19 protein-coding genes and 4 pseudogenes are annotated in these 19,172 nt (G+C 46.3%); 12 read left to right on the top strand and 11 right to left on the bottom strand.

Annotation, left to right across the window (positions count from 1 at the left end; genetic code table 11):
- Positions 1–158 precede the first annotated feature (158 nt).
- Positions 159–1,169, bottom strand: a complete 1,011-nt coding sequence (locus AM1_RS19000; RefSeq protein WP_148215771.1) for an agmatine deiminase family protein — start codon at positions 1,167–1,169, stop codon at positions 159–161.
- A 417-nt stretch (positions 1,170–1,586) separates the two neighbouring features.
- Between AM1_RS19000 and AM1_RS18995 the strand changes: the two genes are divergently transcribed.
- The 8 genes and pseudogenes from AM1_RS18995 to AM1_RS18960 form a co-directional block, all read left to right on the top strand.
- Positions 1,587–1,910 carry an STAS domain-containing protein gene (locus tag AM1_RS18995; RefSeq protein ID WP_012164516.1) on the top strand — a complete coding sequence of 108 codons (324 nt, stop codon included), beginning with the start codon at positions 1,587–1,589 and terminating at the stop codon, positions 1,908–1,910.
- A 146-nt stretch (positions 1,911–2,056) separates the two neighbouring features.
- A complete protein-coding gene (locus AM1_RS18990) occupies positions 2,057–2,539 on the top strand; it encodes a hypothetical protein (protein WP_012164515.1) in 483 nt (160 codons plus the stop codon).
- Positions 2,540–2,834: 295 nt separating this feature from the next.
- Entirely contained in the window at positions 2,835–3,191 is a 357-nt protein-coding gene (locus AM1_RS18985) for a hypothetical protein (RefSeq protein ID WP_012164514.1), read from the top strand.
- A gap of 93 nt (positions 3,192–3,284) precedes the next feature.
- A pseudogene (locus AM1_RS18980) lies at positions 3,285–3,773 on the top strand (IS630-like element ISAcma41 family transposase); the annotation flags it as partial.
- A gap of 78 nt (positions 3,774–3,851) precedes the next feature.
- Positions 3,852–4,432 (top strand): annotated as a pseudogene (locus AM1_RS18975) (IS630-like element ISAcma34 family transposase); the annotation flags it as partial.
- 39 nt (positions 4,433–4,471) lie between these two features.
- Positions 4,472–5,890 (top strand): IS4-like element ISAcma16 family transposase, encoded by a 1,419-nt coding sequence (locus tag AM1_RS18970; protein ID WP_012162310.1) that lies wholly within the window; start codon positions 4,472–4,474, stop codon positions 5,888–5,890.
- A 24-nt stretch (positions 5,891–5,914) separates the two neighbouring features.
- Positions 5,915–6,343, top strand: a pseudogene (locus AM1_RS18965) (IS630-like element ISAcma34 family transposase); the annotation flags it as partial.
- A gap of 4 nt (positions 6,344–6,347) precedes the next feature.
- Positions 6,348–6,917: pseudogene (locus tag AM1_RS18960) on the top strand (IS630-like element ISAcma41 family transposase); the annotation flags it as partial.
- Between the two features lie 185 nt (positions 6,918–7,102).
- Here AM1_RS18960 and AM1_RS18955 read toward each other — a convergent pair.
- The 3 genes from AM1_RS18955 to AM1_RS18940 all read right to left on the bottom strand — a co-directional run bounded on the left by AM1_RS18955 (position 7,103) and on the right by AM1_RS18940 (position 10,061).
- Positions 7,103–7,447 carry a hypothetical protein gene (locus AM1_RS18955; RefSeq protein ID WP_012164510.1) on the bottom strand — a complete coding sequence of 115 codons (345 nt, stop codon included), beginning with the start codon at positions 7,445–7,447 and terminating at the stop codon, positions 7,103–7,105.
- Positions 7,448–7,691: 244 nt separating this feature from the next.
- A protein-coding gene (locus tag AM1_RS18950) for an IS630-like element ISAcma25 family transposase (protein WP_148215670.1) occupies positions 7,692–8,565 on the bottom strand; the annotation gives its coding sequence in 2 pieces (ribosomal slippage) (positions 7,692–8,234 and positions 8,236–8,565; 873 coding nt in all).
- Positions 8,566–8,807: 242 nt separating this feature from the next.
- Complete coding sequence (locus AM1_RS18940) at positions 8,808–10,061, bottom strand: hypothetical protein (protein WP_012164509.1); 1,254 nt, start codon at positions 10,059–10,061, stop codon at positions 8,808–8,810.
- A gap of 305 nt (positions 10,062–10,366) precedes the next feature.
- Here AM1_RS18940 and AM1_RS18935 point away from each other — a divergent pair, with 305 nt between their 5' ends.
- Positions 10,367–11,875, top strand: a complete 1,509-nt coding sequence (locus AM1_RS18935; RefSeq protein ID WP_012164508.1) for a hydroxysqualene dehydroxylase — start codon at positions 10,367–10,369, stop codon at positions 11,873–11,875.
- 158 nt (positions 11,876–12,033) lie between these two features.
- Complete coding sequence (locus AM1_RS18930) at positions 12,034–12,348, top strand: hypothetical protein (protein ID WP_148215770.1); 315 nt, start codon at positions 12,034–12,036, stop codon at positions 12,346–12,348.
- A 102-nt stretch (positions 12,349–12,450) separates the two neighbouring features.
- On the opposite strand, the gene AM1_RS18925 is transcribed toward AM1_RS18930, so the two are convergent.
- Both AM1_RS18925 and AM1_RS18920 read right to left on the bottom strand, forming a co-directional pair.
- Complete coding sequence (locus tag AM1_RS18925; RefSeq protein ID WP_012164506.1) at positions 12,451–12,831, bottom strand: hypothetical protein; 381 nt, start codon at positions 12,829–12,831, stop codon at positions 12,451–12,453.
- 91 nt (positions 12,832–12,922) lie between these two features.
- Positions 12,923–13,348, bottom strand: coding sequence for a hypothetical protein (locus AM1_RS18920; protein ID WP_012164505.1), 426 nt, complete (start codon positions 13,346–13,348; stop codon positions 12,923–12,925).
- Positions 13,349–13,569: 221 nt separating this feature from the next.
- Between AM1_RS18920 and AM1_RS18915 the strand changes: the two genes are divergently transcribed.
- On the top strand, positions 13,570–14,205 hold the full coding sequence (locus AM1_RS18915) for a TetR/AcrR family transcriptional regulator (protein ID WP_012164504.1): 636 nt from the start codon (positions 13,570–13,572) through the stop codon (positions 14,203–14,205).
- A gap of 30 nt (positions 14,206–14,235) precedes the next feature.
- On the opposite strand, the gene AM1_RS42220 is transcribed toward AM1_RS18915, so the two are convergent.
- From AM1_RS42220 to AM1_RS41095, 5 genes are all read right to left on the bottom strand, one after another.
- Positions 14,236–14,385, bottom strand: coding sequence for a hypothetical protein (locus tag AM1_RS42220; protein ID WP_012164503.1), 150 nt, complete (start codon positions 14,383–14,385; stop codon positions 14,236–14,238).
- Positions 14,386–14,681: 296 nt separating this feature from the next.
- Positions 14,682–15,410, bottom strand: a complete 729-nt coding sequence (locus AM1_RS18910; protein WP_012164502.1) for an MgtC/SapB family protein — start codon at positions 15,408–15,410, stop codon at positions 14,682–14,684.
- A gap of 112 nt (positions 15,411–15,522) precedes the next feature.
- Positions 15,523–15,954, bottom strand: a complete 432-nt coding sequence (locus AM1_RS18905) for a PPC domain-containing DNA-binding protein (RefSeq protein ID WP_012164501.1) — start codon at positions 15,952–15,954, stop codon at positions 15,523–15,525.
- A 181-nt stretch (positions 15,955–16,135) separates the two neighbouring features.
- Complete coding sequence (locus AM1_RS18900) at positions 16,136–16,927, bottom strand: DUF5895 domain-containing protein (RefSeq protein ID WP_010480746.1); 792 nt, start codon at positions 16,925–16,927, stop codon at positions 16,136–16,138.
- A gap of 46 nt (positions 16,928–16,973) precedes the next feature.
- Positions 16,974–17,264, bottom strand: a complete 291-nt coding sequence (locus tag AM1_RS41095; RefSeq protein WP_148215769.1) for a hypothetical protein — start codon at positions 17,262–17,264, stop codon at positions 16,974–16,976.
- Positions 17,265–17,847: 583 nt separating this feature from the next.
- On the opposite strand from AM1_RS41095, the gene AM1_RS18895 reads away from it, so the two are divergent.
- Positions 17,848–19,113 carry a superantigen-like protein SSL4 gene (locus tag AM1_RS18895; RefSeq protein WP_012164499.1) on the top strand — a complete coding sequence of 422 codons (1,266 nt, stop codon included), beginning with the start codon at positions 17,848–17,850 and terminating at the stop codon, positions 19,111–19,113.
- Positions 19,114–19,172: the final 59 nt, after the last annotated feature.

Raw genomic sequence — 19,172 nt, 5'->3', positions numbered from 1 at the left:
ACTATTTACGTGTTCAATAGCTATCTTGCCTCCAAAAAATCACACTATTGAACCGTGCGAGTATTTATCTTGTTAAATGACAGTATTCGAAACTAAGTCCTTTCTGAAGACCCGCCGCGACATAAAGCAATTGCCACAAAAGTCATTGACGAAAGATATTAAACCAAAGGTTCTTGTTGGGTGGCACAGTGAATACTACCTCCACCGCTTGCAATACCATCAATGGACAGCTGCACGATGTGCCGATTGGGAAACACGGTCGCCAACTTTTTCCTTGCAGCATTATCAGCTTTAGAATCGCCAAATTTCTGCATAATGACAGCACTATTACATAAGTAATAGCCCACATAACCAGCGGCGAAATCCTTCGTCCCAAATTTCGTATTGATTTTCAAGGGTGTATCTAGAATAATCAGCTCTAAAGGTCTCCCCATAGCATCTGTAGCTCTTTGTAAGACCTCTATGTTCTTCTGCGTCACTGGATAATCATCAGAAGATTGATCAGCCTCTCGACTGACCATCACAACTCCTGGTTTCGCAAATCGAGCATAAAAGTCGGTATGGCCATCTGTAATATCTTTCCCCTTGATGCCCTCTAGCCAGATAATCTTTTTAAGACCCAACAGTTGTTTGAGTTCAACTTCAACCTCATTTTTATTTCGACCTGGATTTCGATTGTCATTAAGGATGCAGCTTTCCGTCATAATGGCAGTGCCTTGTCCGTCCAGTTCAAAACAACCACCTTCTAGAACGAGGCTAGATTGTATAGTCGTTACTCCTGCTTGCTGCGCCACAAAATCAGCGACTTTAGCATCATATTGGTAGGCCTGATCTTCTCCCCAACCGTTGAAATTGAAATTAATGGCTGCTTTGTTCCCATTTTCATCAACGATAAATGAAGGACCTGTATCCCTTATCCACAAATCGTTGATCGTGAATTCAATCAATTGAATAGGGAAAGGATGAGACTCTAACCCACCTAATAGTTCTACAGCTAGTTCGTGATCCTGTTGTCGGACCAGCATAGAGATAGCTTCATAGTTGGCAATCGTTTTGGCAATTTCAGCCAAATTACGTTGAACTTCCAGAATCTGCCGTTGCTCCCAAACTTCGTCGCTGGCGATAAAAGCCATCCAAGTTTGCTTGTGAGGCTCTCCTTCATCGGGCATATACAACTTCTTACTGTTGACTCCTGTAGTCAATTCCGCACTACAGACGGATATAAGCGTACCTAAACTAGCCAAAAGGCTCGACTTAATTAAGCCTCTTCTCGATAGCACTCGGCTGCTCCCATCATCTTCCTCAATTTTATGAAGAATATCGCTCAGTATCTATTAAAATCTGACCGGATTTTTTGTCTTTGCTTAAACCAGCGCATGAGTATTATACTCGCACAATTTAAGTGCAATACTAAGCTAAAAAATTACACAAAAATTGAATATTTATCTGCGATTGCTTTCTCACTTCCCGAACTGGGAATTCTGTAAAAACGACAATGGCGTTCTGATCTGTGAACCAGAATTTATAGAGTGTTATCGCCTTTATCTAACCTACCCAACCGGAACCGACTTAGGAGTTCAATTAAGATGAGCTATGTAGTTTTTCAGCCTGCTGACTTGATAGACGGTATCAGTACCAGCGAATTACGTACTGAAGTTAACGATGCCTTAGCTGATGGCGTGAAAACAATTCTGATAGATCTTAAAGATGTCACTTTTATGAATAGTTCTGCCATTGGTGCTTTGGTTGCTACGCTTAAATCAGTGCGAGGAGAAGGTGGCACCTTGTCATTGTGTTCACTGAGCGATCAGGTACGTCTCATCTTTGAATTAACTAAAATGGACCGTATTTTTGACATTTATGGAGATTGTCGAGAATTTATGCAGAAAAATAGTATTTCTGCCAGCTAATCACGTCTAAAACATGATGAATTTCAGCCTTAATATATAAGGGTTCAAAAACTTACTTAAAAAAACCTAACAAAAGGGAGTTCGTTGATCATCCTAGGGTGAAGCTGGGTATCCAAATAGAGAACGCACAGATTTCCCAACACATAATGAACCCCAATACCCTAGCGGTCTGGAAAAACGTTGAGACTATCCTCAATGTTCGTTTTAGGCATAATATGACGGATCTTCTCTTGGATATGGCACGAAATCCAGCTACAGATCCCAAAAAGATTGCTGCTTGGATGCTGACGACCTCCACTTGCATATGTAACGCCATTTTTGGGAAAGAGGATCCATTCCCTTTACTCTATTTCTACATTCAGGCGTTGGATAATCACTATCCTGAGCTTTTGAAACAAGTTGCCCAGATTTATGCAAACCATGAATTAAGCGAATCAATTCCCGTTATTTCAGATCGGGATGAATTCCTTGGGATTCTCTGGGCTGCGGGCTGTACTTTTATCAACGGCGAACTGATATTAAGTGATGAAGACATTGAGATCACACCTAAAGGATTAAAGCGGTTTCACTCAATTTGGAGTGCACCAATAGGTCTATCCGACAGTACCTATACACAAGTCAGTTTTTAAGAAAAAATGGACGCTTAAACTTCTCATCAATACCTACGCTTGACGAGAGCCACAACAAAACATCTTATAAAGAGTAATTCTTAATTAAGATTTCCTACATAGCAAGAAACCAATATCCAAACCTAGACTTGGGTTAATAGCAAATCTAATTCTAGAAAGGCTTTCAGTATTTATACTGATTTTCCTCTCGAAGATATTGATTAGGCTAGATACAATTGTGTGGCCCTTGCGAAAATAATAATTCTAATTTTATTGCGATTATTCTCATTTAGGAACATACAGGGGAGACCTGGTCATGACAGCTGATGACATAGTCAACTACTATTTGCAAAATGCTCAGTCGACCTTAGCGACACCTCAGTCACCCTCTATTTGCACAGGGACTATTGAGTCTTGGATTTGTGTTGAGGTGGGGAGAAAAATTGTCATCCATGGGGAAATTCACAATCATCCCAAACATGCGGAAGGAAAGAAGTTAAAGACTTCGCCTATCAAACACTACCTTGCTAAAGATGGTCGGGTATATGTGACGACCAAAAACTCTATGTATGAGCTAGGTATGCCCCATCCAGATTTCACTGGGGATGTAGAACTGTTGGTCGGTAACCTGGACACTCAGCAATGGGAAAAACTCACTTATTGGGAAGATTGAAATTAATATATACTGCGTACGACTTGCGGCTTAACATTGTAGTGGAGAGATTTGGCAGACTGGGAGTATCCCTCAACCGACTCCCCTACTTGCATGATTAAAATTGATTTCACCGCAGAGGAAATCCAACACCTCAATTACGAACGCTATCATCACCCTCACCCACGGGTGCAGCGACGGATGGAAGTGCTCTACTTGAAAAGTCAGGGTCTTCCCCATGCCCAGATTTGTCAGCTTTGTCAGATTAGTCGTCCGACCTTAGCTAAAACCCTTCGTCTGTATCAACAAGGCGGAATTGAAGGGTTGAAAACCCTGGAATACAAAGGTCAATCCAGTTCACTCAACGCTCATAGCGATAGTGTGAGAGCCTATTTTGAGCAACACCCGCCCCGCACCAGTGCAGAAGCCCAAGCAGTCATTGAACAATTGACAGGTATTAAGCGTTCTCCAACCCAGATCAAAGCCTTCCTCAAACGCATTGGTTGTCGCTCTCGAAAAGTGGGGTATGTGCCGGGAAAGTCGAGTCTGCCCGAGAAAATTGAGGAGCAAGAGCAGTTTCGACAAACTCGCCTTGAACCCTTAAGCAGATGAACAAAATTAATTACATAGAATTTCCTGGTTGTAAACTACCTGAGTCCTCTGTTTACATCCATTGATTTGATGTTATTAGTCCGTCCTATCTCCACCGAAAGCTTACGCTTATTGCATCGGATTTATCACAGTAGTCGCCATCATCAGGTCAGACAACGCGCCCATTGCCTCATTTTGTTCGCCCAGGGTTGGCCCCCCTACACCTTAGCCTCCCTTTTTAGTGTGAGTCCTAAAACGGTTTACAACTGGCTTAAGGCTTGGAACAACCGAGGATTTGCAGGACTCTATAATCACCCAGGTCGAGGTCGAAAACCGATGTTTAATCCCGACCAACAACAGCAGATTTATGAGTGGACTCAGGCATCTCCCATCCAACTCAATCAGGTGTTAGCTCAGATTGAACAACAGTGGTCAGTACGCGTGTCAAAGGCCACAGTTAAACGCGTCTTGAAGCAGATGGACATGAGCTGGCATCGCTTTCGCCAAGGGACATCAGGCCAGCCTTTATATGCCCACTACCTCGAAAAAAACAGCAGTTAGAACATCTCAAGGAACAGGAAGAGAAGGGAGACATCCATCTATTCTTTATGGATGAGAGTGGTTTTTCGTTAGTCCCCTGTATTCCCTATGGATGGCAACCCATAGGGACAATGGCACTGACTTAAGAAGTCAGGAAAAGGCTACAAGTCTTGATAGATATAGGATCAAGACTTGCACGCCATAAACTTCTGCCTTTCACTATGTCTGAGTCAGCCGAAATTCTCAAGCAGCAATTTTCCCAAAGCCTGGGTTTACCGTGGACAGATATCCTTCCAGCCTCAAGGTTAGAGGAACTCCTGAAAGAAGAAGCATTCTCCTATCGCAACCGGATATATAGCCCCATCGTTACGCTGTGGGCCATGCTTTACCAAGTGCTATCAGCCGATAAAAGCCTTCGTAACACAGTCAAATGCATCACGACTTGGCTCACAGCGGCTGGCATCCAACCGCCCTCATCTGATACCGGAGCCTACAGCAAAGCCAGAAGTCGCTTTCCAGAGTCACTGTTGCAACGTTTAATTCCCGAAAGCGCTGAGTGCTTAGCGCAACCCCTCTCCCCAGAGCACCTCTGGTGTGGTCGGCCCGTCAAGGTCTACGACGGAACCACCGTGTTGATGGCTGATAGTGCGGCCAACCAAGCATCATATCCACAACATGGCAATCAAACAGCAGGCTGTGGTTTTCCCATCGCTCGCTTGGTAGTGTTCTTCTGTTTGGTTACCGGTGCAGTGGCGTCAGCTTGTATTGCCTCCTGGGACACCAGTGAAATTGTCATGAGTCGTTTGCTCTATCAAGACCTTGAGGTCGGTGATGTGGTCATGGCGGACCAAGCTTATGGCAGCTATGTTGATCTAGCCATCATTCAACAACACAGGGCTGATGGAGTGTTGCGTAAACATCATGCTCGCAAGACTGATTTCCGCAAAGGCAACAAGCATGGCATTGGTGATCATCAGGTGACATGGCATAAGCCAGCCCAACGGCCTGAGCACATGAGTGAGCAAGATTTTGCCCTGATTCCTCAAACATTGGTCGTTAGAGAGGTGTGTTTGCGCTTATCCCTTAAGGGCTTTCGCGACCAGCACATTATTGTGGTGACGACGCTGCTGGATGCTCAACGCTACAGCGCTGGGCAACTGACTCGCTTGTATGGCTGGCGTTGGCCAGTGGCGGAAGTCAATCTGCGCCATCTCAAAACCACCTTAAAAATGGAGATGCTCAGTGCCAAAACTCCGGATATGGTGCGCAAGGACATTTGGGTACATTTGTTGGGCTATAACCTACTCAGAAGTCTCATGGAACTTGCGGCACCGCTAGCAGATAATGCTAGAACTCAACTGTCTGTGCAAGGAGCACGACAACACTTCAATCAGATGCTTGCTTTGTTGGCGACAGCCAACCGTGCGACCAGAAAGCGGTTGTTTACTCATCTACTTGAGACCATGGCAGCCGATCTATTACCCTCTCGACCGAATCGGCACGAACCGAGAGTCGTCAAACGCAGACCCAAATCTTTCCCGCGAATGCGACAACCTCGCTCTGCTCTCAAAGCTAAGCTAGCTGTTTGATTGAGCTTAAGTCAGTGCCATTGACCCATAGGGACGTATCTGGAAATACCGACTCGTTCAAGTAAACGCTTGAATGTTCTGGGGTTTTTGAGTCGACGACAAGGGCTACATGCTTATACATCAGAACAGACCATCACCAGTGAGGTTGTCAGTCATTGCATTGATACCTTTTTTGCTGACGTGGAGTTGCCCACCGTCATTGTGGTGGATCAAGCCCCTATCCATACGAGCCAATCAATCTATGAGATGAAAGCAGAGTGGGCCGAACGGGGAATTACCTTGTTTGAGTTGCCAAGCTATTCTCCCCATCTAAATTTGATTGAGCGTCTGTGGCAATTCATGAAATATCAGTGGATTGAAATGAGTGCCTACTGGGGGTGGTCATCTTTGGTCGAATATGTGGAAAGAGTTTTGAAAGCCTACGGCGATGATTATGTAATTAATTTTAGCTAGGTGCTTATTAGAGGAAGCTCAACGCCAAGAGCGTCTTGTCTTTTTTGTGGATGCTGCTCATTTTGTTCACCGGGCTTATCTGGGGTTTCTCTGGTGCCTTCGTCGGATCTTCATCCCTTCTCCTTCTGGCCGTCAACGATTCAATGTTCTGGGTGCACTCAACGCTGTCACCAAAGAAGTCACCAGTATCACCAACCACACCTACATCAACTCTCATAGCATGTGTCTGTTGCTAGCCAAGCTGGCACTACTCGACCCAGTCATACCCATCAGCGTCATTTTAGACAATGCCCGATATCAAAAATGCCAGCTGGTGACTGACTTTGCTGAGATCGTCGATATTGAGTTAGTCTATTTGCCCTCCTATTCACCCCATTTGAATTTGATTGAGCGGCTTTGGCGCTTTGTGCGCAAGGAATGTCTCTACTCGAAGTATTATTCGGATTTTCACTCTTTCAAAGGGGCCATTCAACAGTGCATTGACCAATGCAATACAGAGCATAAGGCGAAACTAACCAGCCTGCTCTCACTCAAGTTTCAGTCTTTCCAGAAAGTTAATCTCTTAACCGTCTAGAGTATACTTCCTGTAAATTCTAGGCAAGATAGGCTCATGTCAAACTAAGACATGAATTATAAACCATAAGGGCTAGACAGATTTGAGAATGACGATATTGGTGACTGGGCTGCCGAGCTAAAGAGACATTTACAGCAGTCACCATTCAATTAACCTGAACCCGGATGACTTAAATCTCGGCACTATCAGTGCCATATCGTCATTTTTGCCATTGATTGAAAATCTGGCATTTCCACTGGGAGTGCTAGCTCATGGAGAGGTTGACCCAGCTCATAGAGTGAGTTTCTAGTTTTAACGTAAACGTGGCCTGCACCTCCAAAGTACCGCTGAATTGTGGAGGTCATCATCTTGACACCCAAGGGATGTTGGGGATGGCCAAACAGTTTCCCTTGAATAACCGCCCTGCCATCTTTTTCAACGCCAACCCAAGACTCAATAATAGGGATATTTTGAGAGTTTTCTATTGGACTTTGGCTAGACTTGGAGGCATTCTCAAGGAAGAAACCAGTAATATCTTCAACCGTCAACATGGAGATTGTAATGAGTCAGAAAGCACACGTTATAAGAGAAAAGCAAGCTGTGAAAGCTTTTCCTTTATAGGTATAGTTTAATGAATAATTAAAATCATTAACTCAGTACAATCTCTGATCTTCACTTTATTCAAATAGGTTTTACTCAAGAAATCAATTGCATTTCTACTGAGAATGTAGCCATGCTTGGGGTCAATTTAGTCTGAGCGATCTTCCTCACTTGTTATAGCAGTCGCCATTCTATTCAGGACACTAGATGTAGAACATGTTCCATTGCTTCTCTGAGAGATCCAAAATGTTCTAATTGGTGACGGATGCGACTTTTAATCCAAGACCAAGACCGCTCAATCTTGTTCAAGTCAGGGGAATAAGGCGGTAAATACCAAACCTCACATCCTGCTTTTTCCACTAATTCCTGTATTTGTCCTCCCTTGTGAAAAGTGGCATTATCTATCACCAGCTTCTGCCCAGGCTTGAGCACGGGTATCAAGCAACGCTCTAGCCAAAGTTCAAACACAGTCCGATTGCAAGCTCCTTCGATCGTGAACGGTGCCATCAACTGCTTTGCTCTCAACGCCGCAATCATATTGACTCGGCCGCTTCTACGCCCAGTCTTCAAAGCATAAACCCGCTCACCTTTGGGGCCATAAGCATAGTCATACTCGTCTCGATGATCCATGCCCGACTCATCCGCATAGACGATATCGTCTGGGTCCACGGTACTCAGACGTTTGATGAACGCTGCCCGTTTGTGCTTATCTCGTTCTCGGTACCCATATGTTTTTTTTTCGAGTAAATCCGATTTTCTGGAGGGCTCTTGAGATGGTTCGATCACTAATCTCTCCATCCCATAGTTGAGCCATCTGAGCTTGGGTTTTATGACGATGCTTGTGGGCAAACGCTCGAAACTTGTCCCAGTCAGTGATTTTATGGCTATGGCCAGGATGATGGACTGGCTTGGGATGCAAATCACCCGTTTCCGCCTTGAGGTGTTGCCATTGGTTAATGGTGTTACGACTGATATCGAACAGCTCACTAGCCTCAGAAGGGCGCATCCCATCTAGCTCAATCGCATCTATCACTTTGCAACGTAGGTCGAAACTATAAATTTTGGGCATCACATAGGAGAAGGAATAAAATACTTCTCTAGTTTAAGTCCTTCTCAATATGGCGACTGCTATATCTTTAGCCAGCCTAAAGTACTTATTTCTTCAAGCTAAACGATTGTGGGGTTGTGAATGAATTGAATCCTTCAAGTATGTGCAGTGGATTTATCTCTGGCGGTGAAATAGCCCAGTACGGAGGGATTTTCGTATAACAGGGAGGCACTAGCAACGATAAGTCCTTAAAAGACCACAATCTATTCCGCACAACCCAGGTTAATGGTTTTCGTCAGGCTAGGTCCTGTAATTAGACCAGGCTGAATCAGGGTTGCGGTTAACTGCACTTCGGAATAGCACTGATACTCTGCTAGAAAGGGAAACGAGTAACTTAGTTGATCATTGGCGCTCACAGCAATGGATCGCGTTTGCACTGAATTCCAGGCTGGAACAGGTCCTGTGGCTGGTGAGTCGTAGCCTTTGGCGTTGATCGCCAGCACTAAATTGGTGCCGGGTTGAGTCTCTTGTTGACCCGGTTTCACTTTGACGGCAATCAGTAAGTCCATCCCTAGACCATAGGGATTCCAGCGTTGGTTGAGGGGAACCAGCTGATTATTCACCCGGTTGAAAATTTGCACATCGATAGCTTGAAGGGCAGCATGTCTGGCGGTGGGAGCTGAGGGAGTGGAATTTGTCGGCCTTGCAGCTGCCGTGGGGGCTGTAGTCTGTGCAGGCACTGCTCCATTCGTCGTGGGGGTTGGAGAGGCATTGGGAAAGACATCAGAAACACTGTCTTCTCCCTGTAAGGGAGGGAGTGCAGTGTTATCAACAGGGGGTTCGGTTGGGGTGCTGGCGGTGGGAGGTGGCGCGACTAGGGGCTTTTCCAGCTCAGAAATGGCGAATTTGCCAACAATTTTATCGATGAGTGAGCCTCTGGACGCTTCGCCATCGGAAATAAAGTCTCCATCAGTGTCAATCAACACTGCGCCAACGGTAAATACACATTGCAGCTCCAGTCGGTCGATATCTTTGCGAGCCCGGTATTGAATGTCTCCCCCTAGAGAACCGCACTCATTTTGACTGGTGCGAACGGGCCCTGGGAAACGGGTTTGTAAGGGCTCGGTATAGCGAGATCGGCGAGGCAGGGGCGGCAGGAACTGAGCTTCATCGCCTGGATAGGGGAGAGAATCGCGAGATAAGCCATAGCGGTCGCCTTTTTTGACTTCAGTGTCCCAACACGTCACATGCACCTGTCGCCCCCCTCGGTCGTTCTGAAAGACCCGGAGAGACAGAATGCGATCTCGAGTGCAATTCAGCTTGGCAGTCGGCCATTGAGTACGGAGGGTCTGTAAAAGCTGCTCGCAGGTTTGCTCAGTGCCGCAGTTGCCTTTAACGGTAGAGGTGAGGGCTGATTCAGCAGTGGGTGTTGTCGGAGCAGAAGACTGGGCTAGGGTGGGATGCCAAGGTATAAACGCTAGACCCACTCCCAAACTTATCCAATGAAACGTCCGCATAGTCTGTTCTTCCTTTGAGCAATGTGTCCGATGTCTCCGCATCGTAGATATCGTCTACAAATGACCTTATATTGTTCCGTAATTTACATGATTCGGGAACGATTGCTCAATTAGTTTAATAGGTCTCAAGTATGGATTAACATTCACATCTTAGAGAACTCATGTGGGATCTTTTTGAAAGCCATACTTGTCCAGACCTTAAGTTATCAGGCTAATTCTTCACTGAATACTACTGTGCATGGACCGCAGATTTCATGTCATGGTGAATAGGGCAATTGGTTACCCATCATTCAATCTCTAAAGCTATGACATCTGACTCCAAAAAACGTGTTGTCGTCGTTGGTGCTGGCTGGGCTGGCCTCGGTGCCACTTATCACCTTGTGTCCCAAGGGTATGATGTCACCCTCTTGGAGGCAGGCTCTTATCCGGGTGGCCTGGTAGCGGGTTGGAAAACCGCAGGCGGTCGCCCTGTTGAAGCCGGGATTCACGGATTTTGGTATCCCTATCAAAATATTTTTGGTTTAGTCGATGAGTTAGGACTCGATCCGTTTACAGACTGGACGAAGTCCTCTCAATATTCCCCGGCAGGGCTGGAAGCAGTGTCCCCGATTTTTCAGAAGGAACAGCGCTTGCCGATGCCTTTGGGAACGTTCGCTTATCCCCAGTTTCCCCGCTTACCGCTGGTGGATCGGCTGTCTGCCTTTACGATGATGTATCCAATCATCGACTTTGACAATTCCGATGACGCTTGGCGACGCTACGATTCGGTGACGGCTAGGGAGCTATTTAAGAGCTATGGCGTTTCAGCACGGCTCTATCGAGATGCCTTTGAACCGATGCTGTTGGTGGGGTTATTCGCTCCCGGTGAGCAGTGCTCTGCTGCTGCTGCATTGGGGATGCTCTACTATTTCATTCTGGCCCATCAAGCTGATTTTGATGTGGTTTGGTGTCGGGGGACGGTGGGAGAGAAAATTTTCAAGCCCTGGTGCGATCGCATCACCAATGCAGGGGGCAAAATCCTCACCCAGCGCCGAGTGACCGATGTGCGGCTCAATGATTTGGGCCAAGCCGATGCCGTCATTTGCGGGGATGAAGTGTTTGAAGCCGATGCGGTGATCTTTTCCGTCGGCATTACGGGCATGCAGAACATCGTCCGGGGCAGTTCCACGCTACAACAGCATCCTCAGTTCCGCGACATGATGAATCTGGGTGCCGTGGATATTTTAGCCACCCGCCTCTGGTTCGACCGCAAAGTCGAGGTTCCTCAACCGTCCAATGCCTGCTTTGGCTTCCATCCGACAACGGGTTCTACCTTCTTTGACCTCAATGCCCTCCATGATGACTATCGCGATCAGCCAGAAACGGTGATTGAGGCGGACTTCTACCATGCCAATCAGTTCTTGGCCATGGAAGATGATGAGATTATTTCCATGGTGCAAGATGATTTAATCACCTGTCTTCCCGATTTCCGTGAGGCTAAGGTGGTCGATTCCAGCGTGATTCGCTTGCCCCGAGCGGTGACCCACTTTGCACCGGGAAGCTATCGGTATTTGTTACCGGCTCAAACTCCAATTAATAATCTATATATGAGTGGAGACTGGGTGGTGACTCGTCATGGATCTTGGTCCCAGGAAAAGGCTTATGTGACTGGACTAGAAGCGGCCAACCATGTGATTAACCAGTTGGGTCAGGGCTTTCCTGCGTCCATTGCCCCGATTGAACCCGATGAACCCCATATTCAAATGGCCCGTTCCGTGAATAAGACCGTGCGAGAGCTGCAGAAAAGCCTCTTGCCTGAGTTTTTGTTGCCATAAATGCAAAATCTTACAATCATGACCTATTAATCGAGAATTAATCGAGTTTCAGTTAATCTAGGACTAGAAAGTAAATACGGCTTCTCTGGAGCAGTGTTTACTTTCATGTAAGGCGTCATTTGAGGGCATCCTGAATTCTGGGTATTGGGTCAATGGGCATGGGGGACCATGAAATGTTGGGCAATCGAGTGTACCAATCGATGAGTGCGTCCACCCTCCATGGGAAACGTCATGTCAGGGAAACTTTGAATGTTTTGGAGCAGGCCTACACCAGTGGATTAGACAAGGGTAATTTTGAATTGGCGGGATATGCCCTTGTCGTCAAATGCTACAACCTGTTTTGTCTAGGCCGCGAATTATCAAAAGTAAAGCAAGCGATCCTACAGGCCATTTGCACCCTTGATGATTGCACGATTCGAACACTGCTAGTAGAGCACATACGGCCATGGTTGATACCATCTCAAAACTGCTGAAGGAATATCGCTATGACACGCTGATGAGTATTTTAGAGATTAAACCATAGGCCAGCTGCTTCAAGCCTGGCTCATCATAATGCTGGATCGATGCCAAACAGACTACAGCAGATCTACAACCGCTTCAGCGACTAAGGTTTGTAATTGTTCTAGGGATCGAGCCTGATCAATCGCTTCAGCTTCGACTAAAAGCGTTAGATCGCCTGAAGCAGACTTACTGTAAATACAGGGAAAGGAGTCATGAGTCTGCTGGGGATATTGGCGGAGGAAAAGGTTCCTTAGATGAAACTCGTGTTGACAGGGTAGGTTATCCAAAAACTCGACCCAACCCTTTTTCTTGCGAATAAGGGAATAGGTGAGCTCGCATAAAGAGCATTCATAGGATTCAGGCGCAAAGAGTTTATGGGCGGCTTCTTGTAGAAGGCTATTTAAAGACGCATCGGCATTATAGACAAATACAAGGTTACATGGGCTATTGGGCATACCTGCTCCTCCAAGGGTCTCATTGGTTGACCGTAGAGTACTATCTCTTCAAGGCTAGCATCGAGGCCCCAAACCCATCACAGCTCCTGACTTATGGCATGTCACTGAGAACATTGCCCAGAATCCGCCAGCAGGCAATTGGAAAGGCAATGGCCGTCCCCCACAGGATAACGCCACAGACTTGTAAGGCCCGTCCTCGGGAAACCGCCTGTCGCCCTTTAACTACCACAGTATCCTTGATCACCTTCATCCCTGGGGGTGGAAATCGCTTCGCCCTAATAACCTTCACGCCAATTTGCCACGCATAATATCCAAATACAAATAAGGGCGAGAATACGAATGCGATCGCACCCACAATATAGGCAAAATATTCTCTCACCCGCTCTGGATCCTCAGCCAGCCACTCAGTAAACCACTGAACAACGCTCTGGCACAATAACATCGCGAGTAGAAACAGTGACGCCCCAACCACTAGCTTTCGTCGGGAGGCTGGATCACCAGGCTGGATTTCAGACATAAGACAGAAATTGATTTAGCCATATAGTGCACAGAAACACAACGAAATGCGCATTGATGATGTCGGGTCTTCAGAGGAGATAGCCCCCTTGCTTCTCGATCATGGCTTTCAAACCAACAATCCAACTGCCAGGATATCGAGGGCCAGGCCGATCTACCCCCTCCAACCAGCTGACAAAAGTTTCAAGTTATAATCAAGCCCATTATCATTTCACCTAGATTTTGAGTTCCACAGTTCACCACCGCAAAGCCCAAGGAGAACAAACCCGTAGAGCCATTTTGCAATGTGCCATGGATTTGGCTTCAGTCGATGGCCTGACTGGACTCTCCATTGGCGGTCTTGCCAAAGAATTGCAGATGAGTAAAAGTGGCTTATTTGCCCATTTTGGATCTAAAGAAGCCCTACAATTAGCGGTGATTGAAGGGGCTCGTCATTTAGTGTTACGAGAAGTTGTCCGGCCCGCCCTCCGCGCCCCCAAAGGGTTACCGCGTTTATGGTCTCTTTGCGAAGCCTGGCTGCACTATACCGAGCAGCAACTGTTTCGGGGGGGATGTTTTTTCGCAGCCACATCTACCGAATTTAATAGTCGACCTGGCCCCATTCGCGATCGCTTAGCCGACATTATGGCTGAGCGACAGCAAACCTTTGCCCGTCTTGTTGCGAGAGCCCAAGAAGTTGGAGATATCCATAGTAGTGTCGATCCTGTTCAGCTGGCTTACGAGCTAGATATGCTGCTATTTGGAGCAAACTGGGCGTTTCAACTCTATGGAGATGGGGATGTGATTGTGCGATCGCAAACCGCAATGCGCCATCGCCTCAAATCCGTTTGTACTCATCCAGAAGACTTTGCCTTTTGAGGTGGCGATCCCCTCACCACCGTTAGATGCTTAAGGGTTTTGGTCAGGAGACATGACGATGGGACTGCCAGCACGCTGTTGAGGAGAGCAGCTGAGTGAGGCTTGACTGCTTTGCTCACCCAACCAAAAGGTCACAGGGCCCACCAAGCCAAAAATTACAAATGAAGAAGCAAGAATCATTTTTTTAGAGCTTGCTTGCATATTGCTGATATCCCCCACCAAACCTTAACGATTTATTATCTTTGATTTAACCAATGGAATCAAAAAGATCTGATATTAGCATATTTATCATCAAATTTTAATATTTATTGGATAAATAAGGCAATAACGCCAATAGAATGCACCTATGAGCAATATCATCCACTTAAAGAATAGATTACTGCGATTTTCTAGGTACATAGATCTCCCTTGTAGTATTCCTCACCCAACCCACAAAAGTGACAGGTGAGAGTGCTGCTCTCTCAAGGAGCTCGACATTATTTCCTAGAAATAGACAGGCTATTGATCTTGTCCGATACCAGTTCCCATCGAATTTGCTGGGTATTGGCCTGGTCTTGCAGCGCTTCAGCCAGTTCATTGAGCAGCTTATCCTCCCGCTGAATCGTCATCAATTCAATTTCTAGCACCACCTGCTTGGGTTTTCCTAAAGACTCTAAGCTCTCACTCCGCCAAGCGCTGATCATCATGTTTGCTGTATTGATGGACTCAAGGAAAACATTTCGAATTTTTTTCTCCTCATAATGAGCGCAAATCAGAACGAACCGATAAATGCTCGTGGATGATCCAGGCTTATGGGGGCGGAACTTCAACTGCTCCACTAGAGGTCGCATCACTAGATTGGAAAACACCACCGCAGCTGCCCCCAGGTAAGCCGGAAAAAGAAAGCCGCCCCCCACAAGGGTTCCAACGGAGGCAGAACACCATAATGTTGCTGCCGTATTCAGTCCTCTGACGCTGGTGCCTTCTCTTAAAATGACACCCCCTCCCAGAAAGCCCACTCCAGAAACAATTTGAGCAGCCACCCGGGTTGGACTAGAGTCTTGAGCATGCATTAGCGACATCATCACAAACATAGATGAGCCAATACAGACCAAAACATTCGTTTTCAGAACAGCGCGAGTCTGTCGCCACTGCCGTTCGATACCGATCGCACTTCCCAAAATCAGAGCAACGGTCAGCCGTAAGCTGAAATCAATCCAAGTCATGCAAAAATTGCTCGATAATGCGTTTCGATTCTGACGCAATCAGGTTAAGTCAAGGCTAAGAAAAATCATTTTATCCTCCTAGTTTTTAGACCTAAGTCAAGAATGAGGACAATTAGGAAATCGAGCTAATCTCCAACTCTGGATATCCAGTCAAGGCATCCCATTGTCGCGTAAATCGTAGGTTCGTGAACTGGGCAATCACTAGTTCTAAAGTGGTATAAACCTGACACCCTTTTACCAGATGGCCTCCTGTACAATCCCCCCTTTCATTTGCAACGATCATATGCAAGTGAACACCAGCGGCGCTAAGGGTTCCAGATAAAGTTAGAATTTCATATTTTCCAGCCAATTCTGTAGGTTCTTTGGCATTCGCAAATCGCAACTGCACGCGGCTCAAGCTGCCCACCGCACTCAAGATGCTACCAGCGCTGATCTGCTCACGTTTAGCAATTTCTTCTATAGCTTGACGCACATCTGTACCAGGGGATAATCTAACCGCAAAAACGTTGAGAGAGCCTAGTTCTTGAACCTGTTCTAAATCCATTGCTCAGGGTTGAGTTCCGCTTCATGGGTCATTATAGAGTTAAGTTTTCTCAGGGTTTCGCCTGTAAACGAAAGAGGACGGGCATTTTTTCCTACCCGTCCAGCTCGTCCTAACTATGGTGCAGCCGCTACCTTACGTATGCTCAACTGCGTGCGGGCAGGACTACTCTGCCCACAAAGGTCTAAAAGGCGAGATCATCAACTATCGCGTCGAAACGCTCAGGCATGCCTTTATCTAAATCACTTTGAGCACGATCACCCTGGGCAAAATTCGCTTGCGCTTCAAAGTCAGCGATGAGCTTTTGCTTAACGATAGGATCATAGCCCAAGAAAAAGTTGCGCCAGTTTTCGCTGGTGGGTTGACCATGCTCCACAATTGAACAAACCCAAGATTTCTTCTCTTGTCCTTTCAGAATGGGCTGAAGTTTAACCGCAAAAATTGATAGGGCAAAGAAGCGATCACCACGGGGCTTGCCGTAGGCCCAGTTCATTTGGGAGTGGAACTGATTATAATGCTCACCAAAGGAGCCACATAGAGAGCCTTTGGCGGTGAATTGCAGGGGTGATTGATGGAGAAGTTGCTTTTGCCGACTCACCAAATACACCAAATAGCGAGTTTTCAAAATCACTTCCTCGGGATTGTAGCTATCCCGATCAAAGGCCCCTAAGAACGCCCGGTCTTTGCGCGAAAACATCAACAGGGGTGACCGTCGCAAAACCGCCATGCGAGCTGTGAGGCTACGATAGCCCACGGCAACGCCCCCTGACATGAAATAGGCATCATGGGATTGCCACTCAGGAGTGGGCTGGAAGTTAACCGCCGCCGCATTATCAGCAGAGATAAAGAATCCAGCCTGCTGGGGATCCTCGTGATTGAGCACTTGTAAATAGGGCAGGGGCTGATAGGCAGGACCATATTCATCCCCAGCAAATTCGTCAATCTGAGCAGGTTGAGTGAGGGTTGCGGACATCATTATTGAAATCTCCTTGATGGTTAGTTGAGGGTGGGGAAAGCGGTTGTTAGGCAGCCCATTGGGAGGTATGAGACTCCAGGCTGTTATATCCCTGCATATACTCTGGATTCCTGGCGTACCGAGGTGGCAGGGATTTCAATGCATCTTCAAGCCCTTGGCAATAGGCACTCTGGCATTGAGCGTCTAGAAAAATGATTTGAAAGTGAGACATATGAACACCTGCATCCAAATAAAAAGTGAGGGAGTGATGATGCGATGGCGCTGTCAAGGCTTGGCAACGCCAGTTGAGAAAGGTCACCCGACGGAAGAAGGTGTTTTCCTCGTTCGCATAGTACAAGTGTATCAGTACAAATATACTATTGCAACACCTTAATTTAGACCTAGAGTCCATGCCGACACAGGCGTTAAGCCCATATTGGGGTATTCAGGCTTTAATAATTTGTTACTAAAGAAATAGATCAGGTGAAAAAGCCTAGATATCGAAGTAATGACCTGAATTAGAGATTTAATTTCAGATAAAACGGATATATCCTGACAAATCCCAGATTTTTCAAGATAAAGCCCTTACCTGAATAGTTGAGTTCTTCTCCAGCCCTGCCATAACCAGGGCGTTTCAGCTTACGTATAGGGAGTCTACTCAGGGTGACTCGCTGTAATAGTCGCAAGGTTGCGATCGTACCCGACTAGCATCAATCACTCAAAAAATTACATTTATAGAGCCATAAGAAGTGAATCAAAAAACTGGGAATCTTAAAGTAAATAATCAGATATTTTTACGTCTCACAAACAAAAAATCTGATCAATTTTTAAGTCCAACAGTAAATGTATATTTATATTTTAAATCCAATCAAAAAACATACAGCTATTGAGACATAGCCCACAAAAACGAATAAATTTTCTTCTATTCTTAAAAAGTAGTTATGCTGCAATCTAATATCTTAAGGCTTGCCCGTCAGGGTCAACCTGACGCCATCACCTATGCTCTCAATTATGTGTTGCAAACCCTAGCTGTAACGGGTAGAGCAATTATTGAAGCTGAAAACATTATTTTTATTATCCAAAAATCAGACGGTACTCCACCCAGAGCACCTATTGAGAAATACATTAAAAACTTCCTGCTTCATCTTAAAATTCCCTTGATTAGACAAGTCGAAATCTACGCTAAGGATACCCCCACTCAATCCTTGCAGTGGTTTAGTCAGTTCTCAATTGAATCTTTAAACTCCAAACCCTCGAATGTTGGGTCATCCCAATCGACTGAGCAGAGCACTTCATTCCCCTCTGCTGCCGCTTATGCGACAGGCAACGCCCCAGCGGGTCCAGATGACACAACTCCCCGTACTACTCCAGATGCCAACACCCCTTGGAATACGCCAGCTGCTGCAACGGACGTTCAAACGCCAGATCCAGTTGACTTTGAGCAGTTACCTCAAGACTTACAACAACGCATCAAAGCAGCAGGGCTGAGGGCGGGAGAAACTCGGTCCTGGCAAGAAGCCCAGAAAATGTATAACAAAATCCCTAAAAATGTCTGTCGTCTAGGAGCCAAGGGCATTAGTCAATATAAACAGAATCACGATTGGAGCCATAAAAAATCCCATGCCCACGGGGGATCTAACAAGGCGAGTAATGGTGACTGGGAAGCCTCATCCGTAAATCGGGCAAGGGGTCAAAAAAATATCACTCCCACCGAACAACAAAATATTGCCAAGGCCAAAGCAAAGATTAACTTTCAAGCAGGCACAAAGGTCGTTGCCACCCAGGCCGTTAAAGCTGGAAAATCAGCTTTGGGATTTGAATTAGCTTTTAGTGGTCTGAATAATTTTGTGGCAGTTCAGCAAGGCCAAAAATCGGTTGAAGATGCCCTAGTGGATACGTTGAAAGCCTCTGCAACTGCTGCGGCAACAACGACCGTTGTCACAGGTGGCATTGTAGCCATTTCTATCGTCTTTCCCCCAGCAGGAGCCGCTTTTGCAACGGCTGCACCAGTACTGAAAATTGTCGGTAAGGTGAATTGCCTCAAGCGGGTGATCGGTATCCTATCGGAGAGTGACAAGGTCGAAGGGGCGGATCAAATTCAGGCATTAATGGACTCCTACGGTTTGGATGAAAAGGAGCTGATCTACCGAGACTTGGAGATGGATGATGATCTGGCCAAATTAAAGCTCGATATGGGGATGGCTTAAAGCCTCCCCATCACCAGAATGTTTCACGGCTGGATGTCCAACCCAATTGAACGAGCAGT

The organism is Acaryochloris marina MBIC11017, assembly GCF_000018105.1.
GTDB lineage: Bacteria > Cyanobacteriota > Cyanobacteriia > Thermosynechococcales > Thermosynechococcaceae > Acaryochloris > Acaryochloris marina.
The sequence above is the reverse complement of the archived record's forward strand: the minus strand, read 5'-3'. Positions and strand labels throughout refer to the sequence as shown.